This is a genomic window from Pseudenemella bisphenolivorans, assembly GCF_051133435.1.
In the GTDB taxonomy this organism is placed as follows: domain Bacteria; phylum Actinomycetota; class Actinomycetes; order Propionibacteriales; family Propionibacteriaceae; genus JAAYAO01.
In genome coordinates this window covers 188,994-201,059 of record NZ_JBPGNY010000002.1, presented here as the reverse complement: position 1 = coordinate 201,059, position 12,066 = coordinate 188,994, and the positions used below count along the sequence as shown (strand labels likewise).

The window sequence follows — 12,066 nt, the reverse complement described above, 5'->3', positions numbered from 1 at the left end:
TCATGCCGGTCGGGCCCGACTCAGTTCACCCAGGGGGGTGGGTTCTCGCGGGCGTGCTGGGCCCGTTCGGGGTCGTAGGCGCACACGTCGTCGACGTTCTCACTGGTCGGCGCCTCGCTCTGGCCCTGGCTCGGTTGCTCGGTGGGATCGCCGCCGGGCTGCTGCGGTTCGCTGGGTTGCTCGCCGGGGCCGTTGCTCGGCTCGGCCGGCTCACCCGCGGAGGGTTCGGAGGACGGGTCCTGGGACGGCTCGGGGCTCGCCGGGGGCTTCTTCGATTCACCCAGGGCCTGCTGCACCCGTTCGCGCATCAGCTCGAAGTCGGGATTGGCGCTGACGAACCCGTCCACCCCGTTCTTGAACACGATCGAGCGGACGTTGCCGCCCTGCACCCGGGTGGCCAACTCGACCAGCGGGGCGAGCAACTCCTGCGGGATGTCGGTGAAGACGATCTCACTGGAGGCCCGGGCGATCGCCTCGTAGCGGGTCAGGACGGTTTGCGGGTTCACCTGACGGATCACCGCGTTGATCACGCAGCGCTGACGGTCCATCCGCGCGAAGTCGTCCGAGCCGTAGCGGCCGCGGGCGTACCAGAGGGCCTCGGCGCCGCTGAGATGTTGATTCTCGCCGGGGGAGAGCCAACGCTTGGGCGGAATGCCCTTGTCGGTGTTGCCGCCCATCGCGATGTACTCGTTGATGTTCAGCGTCACCCCGCCGAAGGCGTTGATCAGTTCGGTGAAGCCCTCGAGGTTCACCAGTGCGTAGTAGTCGATCTTCAGGCCCAGGGCCTCACCGACCGACAGCTTCATCACATCGGCGCCCAGGTTGTCGGTCTCGCCGAGGATCTCGGGGTGTTGACCCGGGACGTTCATGTACATCGCGTTCAGGAAGTACTCGGCGTTGGCGCCGTCGCCGTCGGTGAAGCCGTTGGGATAGGCCTCGCGCAGCGGGCCCTCGGGGAAGGGCATCCGTGCGGTATTACGGGGCAGGCTGAACAAGGTGGTGGCGCCGGTGGCGGTGTCGATGCTGGCCACGATCACGGTGTCGGTGCGCACGCCCTCGCGGCCCTTGCCGCCGTCGCCGCCGAGCAGCAGCACGTTCAGTCGCGGTTTGTCGGCCCAGGAGTCCGGGGCCTGATCGGGACGGGTGGCGCTCTTGGTGCGGTCGGAGCGACCGAACACCTTCTCGACCAGGGCGGCCTGGTCGTAGCTGTAGCGGGCGGCGACCGCCATCGGTGCCGAGATCGCGAACACCAGCACGCCGACCAGCAGTGCCCCGCCGAGTCGGCGGCGGTGGCTGGGGTGTTGACCGCGCAGCAGTAGGTGGCTGAGCACGATCATCGCCGCCCAGAGCACCGCGACCACGGCGATCAGCGCGGTGGCCACGCGCAGGGTTTCCGGATCGACCGCGGCGGCGATCAGGGCGCGCCGGTTGGCCAGGCCCAGGATCAGCACCACCAGGACGGGGATGGTGAAGGCCGCCAGGATGATCCACCCGGCCTTGCGACGGCCCGCGCGCACCAAACCCACCCCGGGGATGATCGCGCTGAGCACCGTCCAGCCGGTCAGCGAACCGGCCGACCGTTTCACGGGTGCTTGGTCGGCGGGGGCTGCGTCCGGGGTGTTCCCGGTTCGGCTCATGGGTGTTCTCCTCCATGCCTGGTGGAAATCACTGTAACCCGTGGGGGCCAACCGATTCCTCGCCGAAGCGGGGCGCACCCGTCCCTTTGGGTGAACCTGGGGTTACCAGTTAATGTTATATAGATGAAAGTTTCCGCGCCTGTTCCGTCGCGGACGGGCCTGGAGAAGTGGCTCGTCCGAGTCGGTTCCATGCTCGCGGTGGTGCTGGTGTCGATCTTCAGCGCCTACATCCTGCAGCGTTCGACCCACCTGGAATGGCACCGTCGGATCGATACCGACATCACCCTGTCGCGGCTGGACGTGCTCCTCCTGGTGGTGTTGACCGCTGGACTCTGGTCGATCTTCGGACGTGTGTCGTGGGCGCTGGCAACGGTGGCCGGCGGATCGCTGCTGATCGGGGCGATCAACAACGCCAAGGTGCAACTGCGCCGCGAACCGGTCTATCCCAGCGACACCAGCTTCGTCTCCGAAACCAACTCGATCGCCTCGATGGTGGACGGCGGTTCGGCGTGGAGTGTGCTGTTGCCGGTGCTGGCCACGGTGGTGGCGATCGTGGGAATCGGCATGCTGCTGTCGCGCCGCTTTCCGCGCACCCCGCTGCGGTCGTCCGATGGTGGGCTGAATCGCGGCATGGTCGGCAGCCGGTTGGTGGTCTTCGCCCTGTCGACGACCCTGCTGCTGCATGCCTCGGCCTTCAACGAACCGGGCAACCTGTGGCGCGCGGCCTACGACCGGTCGGCCACCTGGAAGCCCTGGGATCAGGTGCACAACTACCGCACCAACGGCTTCGTGGGCGGGTTCCTGTACAACATGCCGGTCGATCCGATGCCGCGTCCGACCGAGTACAGCGCCGAGGAGATGACCCGGCTGAGTGAGCGATACACCCAGCGGGCGAACAAGATCAACGCCGGTCGGCACGGTTCGCTGAGTGACGTCAACGTGGTCTTCGTGCTGGCCGAGTCGTTCTCCGACCCGTCCTGGATGGAGGGTTTCACCCTCGAACAGAACCCGATTCCGCGCACCCAGCAGGTGATGGACGAGACGATCTCCGGGGGCATGTACACCACCGGCTACGGCGGTGGCACGTCCACGATGGAGTTCGAATCGCTCACCGGGCAGCCGGTCGGATTGTTCCAACCCCAGGTGTCGTCGCCGTACCAGAACTTCGTCAGCGATCGGCCCGATTACCCCTCTGCGGTCGGGGCTTTCAACGGCTTGGGGCACCGCACGATCGCGATCCACCCCTACAACCTGGACATGTACAAGCGGGTGGCGGTTTACGAAACCCTCGGCTTCGATCAGGTGATCGACCAGAACGCGATGCATTCGACCGACAAGATCGCCACCAGCCGCTACATCAGCGATGCCTCGGCCTTCGACGAGACCCTGCGTCAGATCGATCAGAACAGGCGGCCGGTGTTCGTCAACCTGGTCACGATGCAGAACCACGGGGCGTACCACGGCTCCTACCCCGACCCGATCGGTTCCGATATCGCCGATCCGGACGTGGCGGAGAAGGTCGAGCAGTACTCGCGAGGGTTGGCACACACCGACGAGGCTCTGGCCGGGTTCCTGCACGAACTGCGCCAGCGCAACGAGAAGACGGTCGTGGTGTTCTACGGCGACCACCATCCGGGTATCTACGGCGACGCGTTGATGAAGCGCAACGAGTCGGGGGCCCTGTTCCGGATTCCGTTCTTCGTCTGGAACAGCGAGACCAACCGCGCCCAGCACGTCGAGGCGGTGACACCGGCGATGCTGTTGCCGCTGCTGTACGAGGCGGCCGATGCCCCGGTGCCGCCCTATGTGGCCCTGCTCGATGACGTGCGCCGCAAGCTGCCGGTGATTCAGCACGCTCGCGCCCTCGATGCCGACGGCAAGCCCGCCGACATCAATGCGCTGGACCCGGCGACCGCTGCGTTGATCAACGACCTGCGGATGGTGCAGTACGACTTCGCCGTGGGGCAGCGCTACGGGCTCGAAGTGATGTGGCCGGGTGCGCTGGGTGAGTCGGATCTGCTGGCCGCCGGAAACGCGGTCACCCAGGGGCCCACGAGTTAGTTGCTTTTGCCCGCGGTGCTGCCGAAGCGGTAGAGTGTGCGCCGCAACATGGAGGCGTCGCCTAGTCTGGTCCATGGCGCCCGCCTGCTAAGCGGGAGCGGTCTTAAAGCCGCACGCGGGTTCAAATCCCGCCGCCTCCGCCATCGGAATCACCCGAACCCCTGCTGGGTTCGGGTTTTTCTTTGCCGGGGTCTGGGCCGTAAAGATGTCGACCACACGGCTTCCCGGCTCACCGCAGCCCGGGGTACGTAAAGCCTCAACTCAGGCTGGCCCGGGTACCTAAATCCCCAACTCACCCCCACCAGAACCCCGATTCAGGCCGAATCCGGGAGGTGAGTTGCCAGTTTTGGTACCCCTGGCCAGAACTACCCCGGGCTTGGCAGCCGCGGGGTGGCCGAGTCTGCTTCCGGGATACCGAAATCCGGGTACCTCCCTCGCCCCTGTCCCACGAAGGCGCTGAGCCTTCCGGCGCGACCGTATTGGCTGCGCCGACTCGCTCAGCGCCTTCGCAGGTCAGCACCTCAGACGGCCTCGTGGCCGCGGGTGCCGTCGGAGACCCGGAAGACCTCGTCGACGGTGGTAACCCAGACCTTGCCGTCGCCGGGGTTGCCGGTGCGGGCCGCATCGAGCACGACCCGGCAGATCTGCATCGCGTCCATATCATCGGCGACAACGTCGAGCCGCACCTTGGGCAACAGATCGGAAGAGTAGGTCACCCCGCGATACACCTGCCGGTGACCGCGCTGGCGGCCGTAGCCGCCGGCCTGGGAGATCGTCAGACCGTTGACACCGAACTCCTCCAGAGCATTCTGGACGACGCTGACGCGTTCGGGTCTGATGATTGCCGTGACGAGTTTCATCATCGAGCTCCTTCCGGGCTGATCTGTTCGACATCCGTGGTGTTCACTGCCCCGTCCGGGCCGGGCACGGGCACCGGCCGGAACACCGCCCCGACGCCGACACCGCCGAACTCGTAGGCCGACTCGGCGTGCTCGACCAGGTCGACACCGGCGACCTCGGTGTCTTCGGTGACCCGCAGACCCACCAGCAGCTTTACCAGCAGCCCGATCAGCAGGGTCAGCACACCGGAGTACCCGACCGCGACGAGGGTGGCGACGACCTGAGCCACCAGTTGCCCGGCACCTCCGCCGTAGAACAGGCCGCCGGCCGTGCCACCGGCAACCGGCAGAGCGAAGAAGCCGATCGCCACGGTGCCGACCAGCCCGGAAACAAGGTGCACCCCCACCACGTCCAGGGAGTCGTCGTAGCCGAGCTTGAACTTCAGACCCACCGCGAAGGCCGAGGCCAGCCCGCACAGCACGCCGATCGCCACCGCGCCGAGCACCGAGACGTTCGCGCAGGCGGGGGTGATGCCGACCAGGCCGGCGACGATCCCGGAGGCTGCGCCCAGGGTGGTGCAGGCACCGTCGCGGAAGTGTTCGACCGCCATCCAAGCCAGCATTGCAGCGGCCGGAGCCAGCAGCGTGTTGACCCAGATCAGCCCGGCCTCGTGGGCCTCGGTGGCGGCCCCGACGTTGAAACCGAACCAGCCGATCCACAGCATCGTGGCGCCGATCAGCACCAAGGGCAGGCTGTGCGGACGCTGGTTCGGGTCCTCGCCGAAACCGACCCGCTTGCCGACCAGAAGCGCCAACACCAGGGCGGCCACGCCGGCGTTGATGTGCACCACCGTGCCACCGGCGTAGTCGATCGCCTCACCGAAGACCTGTCCGATATACCCATCCGCCGACAGCAGCCCACCGCCCCAGACCATGAAGGCCAAGGGGCAATAGACGAAGGTGACCCACAGCGGCACGAAGAGCAGCCAGGCCGAGAACTTGGTGCGGTCGGCCACACCACCGGCGATCAGAGCGACGGTGATGATCGCGAAGGTGGCCGCGAAGCCGACGGTGATCAGGCCGGCCGGGTCGCTGCCGGCCCCGACGAGGTGGCCGAGGCCGAAGTCCTGCAGCGGGTTGCCGAAGATCTGCCCGATCGAGGTGCCCGCGGTCATCGAGTACCCCCACAGCACCCAGACGACCGCCGTGATCGCCAGTGCCGAGAAGCACATCATCATCATGTTGAGCGTGGATTTCGCCCGCGTCATCCCGCCGTAGAAGAACGCCACTCCGGGTGTCATCAGTAGGACGAGGGCGGCGGCCACGATCAACCACACGTGGACTGCTGTGAGTTCCATGGTTCCTGCCTAGTGCTGGTGCCTCCCCGCGCCCGAAACCGCCGGAGCACGGCGGCTGTTGGCGCGGGGACGAGGCGGTTTGTCGCCTCGTGGGCTCAGCTTTCAGCAGGTGTGTTTCGCCGCAGTTGTGGCCGGATTGCGGTGATGTAACTCATCTCACAGCGGCGTTACGGGTGTGTTTCGCGCCCGGCAGGAGCTGGGAAACGGCGAACGGGGCGCCGTCCGCAATGGACGACGCCCCGTTCGGAGCCGTGGTGGATCAGCCCAGACGCTCGGTCAGGCCCTTCAGCTCGTCGTTCAACTTGGGCGGCAGCTTGTCGCCGATCCTGTCGAACCACTCCTGGATCAGCGGCAGCTCGGCCTGCCATTCCTCGGGAACGAAGGCGGTCGCGGCGGCGATGTCGGCCGGATCCTCCGACAGGCCACTGGTGTCCAGCTCACCCTCGGCCGGGATGATGCCGATCGGGGTCTCCTGGCCGGTGGCCTTGCCCTCGATGCGATCGATGGCCCACTTCAGCACGCGGCTGTTGTCGCCGAAGCCCGGCCACAGGAAGCGGCCGTCGTCGCCGCGACGGAACCAGTTCACGTAGAACACCGCCGGCATGTTCGCACCCTCGGTGGCGCCCATCTTGTACCAGTGGTTCAGGTAGTCGCCGACGTGGTAGCCCATGAACGGCAGCATGGCCATCGGGTCGCGACGCACCACACCGACCGCACCGGCGGCCGCGGCCGTGGTGGCCGAGGAGCAGGTGGCGCCCATGAACACGCCGTGATCCCAGTCGCGGGCCTGGGTGACCAGCGGGATGGTGTCGGAACGACGCCCACCGAACAGGATGATGTCGATCGGCACACCCTGCGGGTCCTCGAACTCGTCGGCCAGGATCGGGCACTGGGTGATCGGGGTGGTGAAGCGGCTGTTCGGGTGAGCGGCCGGCTTGTCCGAATCGGGGGTCCAGTCGTTGCCCAGCCAGTCGATCAGGTGCGACGGGGTTTCGTCGGTCATGCCCTCCCACCAGACGCCGCCCTCGTCGGTCAGTGCGACGTTGGTGAAGATCGAGTTGCCCGCCTCGACGGTGCGCATCGCGTTCGGGTTGGTGTCGTGACCGGTGCCCGGGGCCACCCCGAAGAAGCCGTACTCGGGGTTGACCGCGTACAGCCGGCCGTCGGCGCCGAAGCGCATCCAGGCGATGTCATCGCCCAGGGTCTCGGCCTTCCAGCCCGGGATGGTCGGCTCGAGCATCGCCAGGTTGGTCTTGCCGCAGGCCGACGGGAAGGCGGCCGCGATGTTGTAGGACTTACCCTCCGGCGAGGTGAGCTTCAGGATGAGCATGTGCTCGGCCAGCCAGCCCTCGTCGCGGGCCATCACCGAGGCGATGCGCAGCGCGTAGCACTTCTTGCCCAGCAGCGAGTTGCCGCCGTAGCCCGAACCGAACGACCAGATCGCGCGCTCCTCGGGGAAGTGCACGATGTACTTGGTCGAGTTGCACGGCCACGACACGTCCTGCTGGCCCTCTTCGAGCGGCGAGCCGACCGAGTGCAGGCAGGGGACGAAATCGGCGTTCTTCTTGGTGATGTCGTCGAGCACGTGCTGGCCCATCCGGGTCATCAGCTTCATCGAGATCACCACGTACGGCGAGTCGGACAACTCGACGCCGTACTTCGGGTCCTCGGAATCCAGCGGGCCCATGCAGAACGGCACGACGAACATCGTGCGGCCCTTCATGCTGCCGCGGAAGAGCGGAATCAGCGTCTGCTTCATCTCTTCCGGGTCGCGCCAGTTGTTGGTCGGGCCGGCGTCGGCCTCGTCCTTGGAGCAGATGAAAGTCGCATCCTCGACCCGGGCAACGTCGGACGGGTCGGTGCGCGCGTACACGGAGTTCTTCAACACGTCGTCATTCAGCCGGGTCATCGTTCCGGACGCGACGAGGCGGTCGACCATCTCGTTCCACTCGGCGTCCGATCCGTCGCACCAGTAAATGTCGTCCGGTTGCGTCAGCTCCGCGACCTCCCGAACCCAATCGAGAAGCTTCTCGTGGGTGGTGGGAGCAGAGGTCAGATCGGGGGTAGCAGTCACGTCGTTGTCTCCTGCGGCAAAAAGGGACCAGTAGTAAAGGTGGATCGAGCCTATCCCAGCCCGGAGGTGAGGCTCACCAAAGGGCGGGGTTTCTACGTTGTGAGCCCGCAAAACAGGTCCGAAACGCGGGGTAAAAATGATCAACGTCACACCAGGTGGATATGACCAGTTGCAAAAGTGGTCTGGGTTACTCAAGAGTCACCACCGAGGGTGTCCCGTAGAACGGAACCATGATTGCCCGGGGTCGGGCTCAACCCGCACTGTCGTGGGTGTTAAGGGACGCAGGGGCGCGTCCCCGGAAGGGAACCGTGGAGCAGAGCGAACGGGAGCAAGCAGCGGCCGACCTGATGGCCGCCTATTCGTCGCGCCGGCCGATCGATCCGTTGATCAACCGGTGGCCCGACATGGAAATCGAGGACTCCTACGCCATTCAGCTGTTGCAGATGGAGGAGTTCCAGGCCAAGGGGCGCTACACCCAGGGCCACAAGGTCGGCCTGACATCGGCGGTCGTCCAGAAGCAGATCGGCGTCTCCCAGCCCGACTTCGGGCACTTGTTGGATGACTTCTTCCACCTGGAGCACCTGCCGATTCCATTCACCCGCTACATCCAGCCGAAGGTCGAACCCGAGATCGCCTTCGTCCTGGGCAAGCCGTTGACCGGCCCCGGCGTCACCGTCGCCGAGGCCGTCGCCGCGATCGACTACGTGCTGCCGGCACTGGAGATCGTCGACTCGCGGATCGTCGACTGGAAGATCTCGATCTACGACACCATCGCCGACAACGCCTCCTCCGGTGGCGTGGTGCTGGGCAGCACGCCCCGCAAGCTCACCGACCTGGATCTGCGGATGATGGGCTGCGTGATGCACCGCAACGGTCAGCAGGCCGGCACCGGCCTGGGTGGCGCGGTACTCGGTTCGCCGATCACCTCGCTGGTCTGGCTGGCGAACACCCTCGGCCCCCGTGGGGTCACCCTGGAAGCCGGACACGTGGTGTTGCCCGGCTCGATCACCCCGATGGTCGCCTGTGGACCCGGCGACACCGTCACCGCAACCTTCGCCGGCCTCGGCTCGGTCACGGCACGTTTCGACCAAGGAGATAACTGATGAGTGAAACCAAGAAGGGCACTGCCGCCATCGTCGGACCGGGCAACATCGGTACCGACCTGATGTACAAGCTGATGCGCCGCAGCGACATCATCGACCCGATCTACATGATCGGTGTGGACGAGAAGAGCGCCGGGCTGCACCGCGCCCGCAAGGCCGGTGTGCAGGCCTCGCACGAGGGTGTCGACTGGCTGCTGGCCCAGGACGAGCTGCCCGACATCGTCTTCGAATGTACCTCGGCCAAGGCCCACGCCGCCAACGCCCCCCGCTACGAGGAGGCGGGCATCGTTGCGGTCGACCTGACCCCGGCCGCGGTCGGCCCGTTCATCTGCCCCCCGGTGAACCTGGAGTTCAACCTGGACGCAATGAACGTCAACATGATCACCTGCGGTGGCCAGGCCACCACCCCGATCGTGCGGGCCATCGCCGACGTCGTCCCGGTCAGCTACGCCGAGATCGTCGCCTCCCTGTCGTCGCGCTCGGCCGGCCCCGGCACCCGCGCGAACATCGACGAGTTCACCGAGACCACCTCGCATGCGCTGCAGGTCGTCGGTGGCGCCGAGAAGGGCAAGGCGATCATCATCCTGAACCCGGCCGAGCCGCCGATGATGATGCGCAACACCATCTTCTGCGCGATCCCCGCCGAGGCCGCCGAGCCCGGTGAGGTGCACGACAAGCTGCTCGAGTCGATTCACAACATGGTCGCCCGGGTGCAGGAATACGTCCCCGGTTACAAGCTGCGCGCCGAGCCGCAGTTTGATCCCGCGAACGAGCTGTGGGGCGGCAACGCCCGCGTGAACGTCCCGGTCGAGGTCAAGGGCAACGGCGACTTCCTGCCCGACTTCGCCGGCAACCTCGACATCATCACCGCCTCGGCCGCCCGCGTCGGCGACATCATCGTGTCGCACCGCCTCGGCATCGAATCGGGTTGGCACAAGGCCAGCGAACTTGCCGGTACCGCCGGCGCCTCGAAGGGAGAATGAGCATGACCAAGGTACGGATCACCGACACCACCCTGCGCGACGGCTCGCACCCGATGAGCCACCAGTTCACCGAGGAGCAGGTGCGCGAGACCGTTGCCGGTCTGGACGCCGCCGGCGTCGAGGTCATCGAGGTCACCCACGGTGACGGCCTGGAGGGCGCGTCGTTCAACTACGGCTTCTCCAAGGTCGACGAGAAGATCCTGATCAAGGCTGCGGTCGAAGAGGCCAAGCAGGCCAAGATCGCCGTCCTGATGCTGCCCGGCGTGGGCACCGTCGAGTCGCTGCACAAGGCTCAGGACCTGGGTGCCCGGGTGGCCCGGATCGCCACCCACTGCACCGAGGCCGACGTCTCCATCCAGCACTTCGGCGCCGCCCGCGACCTCGGCCTGGAAACCGTCGGCTTCCTGATGATGTCGCACACCCAGTCGCCCGAGGTGCTGGCCCAGCAGGCCCGCATCATGGCCGACGCCGGCTGCCAGTGCGTCTACGTGGTCGACTCGGCCGGCGCGATGATCCTGGAGGACGCCTCCACCCGGGTCGAGGCGCTGGTTGCCGAACTCGGCAACGACGCCCAGGTGGGCTTCCACGGCCACCAGAACATGTCCTTCGGTGTCGCCAACTCGGTGCTGGCCGTCCGGGCCGGTGCCCGCCAGATCGACGGCGCCACCTGTGCGCTGGGTGCCGGTGCGGGCAACAGCCCGACCGAGGTGCTGGCTCCGGTGTTCGAGCGGCTCGGCATCGAGACCGGTATCGACTCGCAGAAGATCATGGACGTGGCCGAGACCGTCGTGAAGCCGTACATCCCGGTGCTGCCGCACATGGGTCGTGCGGCGATCACCCAGGGCTACGCCGGTGTCTACTCCAGCTTCCTGCTGCACGCGGTGCGCGCGGCCGAGCGTTACGACGTGTCGGCGCACGACATTCTGACCCGGGTCGGCGAGCGCGGTTACGTGGGTGGTCAGGAAGACATGATCATCGATATCGCCCTCGAGCTGCAGTCCGAGCAGAAGGCCGCTTCGTGACCAAGACGGTGGGAATGGCGCTGGGCGCCGACGGCGAGGTGGCCCGCGTCACCGATGAGCTGCTGCTGCCGATCGGCGCCCCGATGCCCCAGGGCCTGAGTCAACCGACCCTGCAGCCCTACCTGGGGCTGTTGATCGGCGACGAAGTGGGCGATGCGGTCTTCGAGGCCGGATCGTCGATCTGGATGGTGCACGGCGTGGTGGTCGTGCGTGATGGTGACGAGATCCGCGGCATGTGGACCGCCCCCCGGGGCCGGATCGCCGACGAACTCGACCTGAGGTTCACCGGCGTGCTGGTGCACGCCAACGGTGAAGTGATCAACAGTGGTACCGGCGCCGCCGGCCACGGCCATCCCGCCGGCGCTCTGCTCGCCGTGCAGGATGCGCTGCACGAGGACGAGGACGTGGCTACCGACATGGTGCTCGCCCCCGGATTGACCCCGCCGATCCCGGTCACCCCGGGGCTGGCCTACGGCTTCGAATTCAACGACGGCCTGGGAGAAATCCACATCGCAGGTTGATCCCGCACCAACAGGTATCGGCATTGCCGTTCGGTTTTGATGCTGTTCGGCAGTGCTGATACTGTTGGTCCTCGGTTCGGCTCCGGCTGAACCGAAAAGGACCCGTAGCTTAACGGATAGAGCATCTGACTACGGATCAGAAGGTTGGGGGTTCGAATCCCTCCGGGTCCGCCAAAGATTCATCGACATGCAGCCCGGCCCCGGCGGCCGGGTTTTTGCATTGCCGGGGACGACAGGTCAGGAGATCGTGCCGGGGCCGGGGTTGCCCAGGGCGTCCGGGTTCAGCAGGTCGAGCTTCGGCGGCCGCAGAATCTCGCGGGCCACATTGTGGTAGCCGAACCGGTCGAGCAGCATCGCTGCGTCCTCGTCGGGCAGATCGTAGGCGTGGGCGAGCATCCGGACGTGCTCGGTGTAGAAGGCGTGCAGCCGCGACACGCCCTTGACGAACTCCAGTTCCTTCGACATGAC

10 protein-coding genes and 2 tRNA genes are annotated in these 12,066 nt (G+C 66.5%); 7 read left to right on the top strand and 5 right to left on the bottom strand.

Going from position 1 to position 12,066, the window contains the following annotated elements; genetic code table 11:
* Window positions 1–20 precede the first annotated feature (20 nt).
* On the bottom strand, window positions 21–1,637 hold the full coding sequence (locus ACR4XW_RS05810) for an LCP family protein (protein WP_434759586.1): 1,617 nt from the start codon (window positions 1,635–1,637) through the stop codon (window positions 21–23).
* 123 nt (window positions 1,638–1,760) lie between these two features.
* Here ACR4XW_RS05810 and ACR4XW_RS05805 point away from each other — a divergent pair, with 123 nt between their 5' ends.
* Both ACR4XW_RS05805 and ACR4XW_RS05800 read left to right on the top strand, forming a co-directional pair.
* Window positions 1,761–3,698 carry an LTA synthase family protein gene (locus tag ACR4XW_RS05805; RefSeq protein ID WP_434759585.1) on the top strand — a complete coding sequence of 646 codons (1,938 nt, stop codon included), beginning with the start codon at window positions 1,761–1,763 and terminating at the stop codon, window positions 3,696–3,698.
* Between the two features lie 50 nt (window positions 3,699–3,748).
* A tRNA-Ser gene (locus tag ACR4XW_RS05800) sits at window positions 3,749–3,841 on the top strand.
* A gap of 378 nt (window positions 3,842–4,219) precedes the next feature.
* Here ACR4XW_RS05800 and ACR4XW_RS05795 read toward each other — a convergent pair.
* From ACR4XW_RS05795 to ACR4XW_RS05785, 3 genes are all read right to left on the bottom strand, one after another.
* The gene (locus tag ACR4XW_RS05795) at window positions 4,220–4,558 is read right to left on the bottom strand and encodes a P-II family nitrogen regulator (protein ID WP_434759584.1); all 339 of its coding nucleotides are present in this window, start codon (window positions 4,556–4,558) and stop codon (window positions 4,220–4,222) included.
* A complete protein-coding gene (locus ACR4XW_RS05790; protein WP_434759583.1) occupies window positions 4,558–5,895 on the bottom strand; it encodes an ammonium transporter in 1,338 nt (445 codons plus the stop codon). The genes ACR4XW_RS05795 and ACR4XW_RS05790 overlap by 1 nt, the downstream gene beginning before the upstream one ends.
* 259 nt (window positions 5,896–6,154) lie before the next feature.
* On the bottom strand, window positions 6,155–7,969 hold the full coding sequence (locus tag ACR4XW_RS05785; protein WP_434759582.1) for a phosphoenolpyruvate carboxykinase (GTP): 1,815 nt from the start codon (window positions 7,967–7,969) through the stop codon (window positions 6,155–6,157).
* A 308-nt stretch (window positions 7,970–8,277) separates the two neighbouring features.
* Between ACR4XW_RS05785 and ACR4XW_RS05780 the strand changes: the two genes are divergently transcribed.
* The 5 genes from ACR4XW_RS05780 (at window position 8,278) to ACR4XW_RS05760 (ending at window position 11,772) form a co-directional block, all read left to right on the top strand.
* Window positions 8,278–9,072 (top strand): 2-keto-4-pentenoate hydratase, encoded by a 795-nt coding sequence (locus ACR4XW_RS05780; protein WP_434759581.1) that lies wholly within the window; start codon window positions 8,278–8,280, stop codon window positions 9,070–9,072.
* On the top strand, window positions 9,072–10,055 hold the full coding sequence (locus tag ACR4XW_RS05775) for an acetaldehyde dehydrogenase (acetylating) (RefSeq protein ID WP_434759580.1): 984 nt from the start codon (window positions 9,072–9,074) through the stop codon (window positions 10,053–10,055). Before ACR4XW_RS05780 ends, ACR4XW_RS05775 begins: the two co-directional genes overlap by 1 nt.
* 2 nt (window positions 10,056–10,057) lie before the next feature.
* A complete protein-coding gene (gene dmpG / locus ACR4XW_RS05770) occupies window positions 10,058–11,077 on the top strand; it encodes a 4-hydroxy-2-oxovalerate aldolase (protein ID WP_434759579.1) in 1,020 nt (339 codons plus the stop codon).
* The gene (locus ACR4XW_RS05765) at window positions 11,074–11,598 is read left to right on the top strand and encodes a hypothetical protein (protein WP_434759578.1); all 525 of its coding nucleotides are present in this window, start codon (window positions 11,074–11,076) and stop codon (window positions 11,596–11,598) included. The genes dmpG and ACR4XW_RS05765 overlap by 4 nt, the downstream gene beginning before the upstream one ends.
* 98 nt (window positions 11,599–11,696) lie before the next feature.
* Window positions 11,697–11,772, top strand: a tRNA-Arg gene (locus ACR4XW_RS05760).
* Window positions 11,773–11,835: 63 nt separating this feature from the next.
* On the opposite strand, the gene ACR4XW_RS05755 is transcribed toward ACR4XW_RS05760, so the two are convergent.
* Window positions 11,836–12,063 carry a hypothetical protein gene (locus tag ACR4XW_RS05755; protein WP_434759577.1) on the bottom strand — a complete coding sequence of 76 codons (228 nt, stop codon included), beginning with the start codon at window positions 12,061–12,063 and terminating at the stop codon, window positions 11,836–11,838.
* Window positions 12,064–12,066 lie beyond the last annotated feature (3 nt).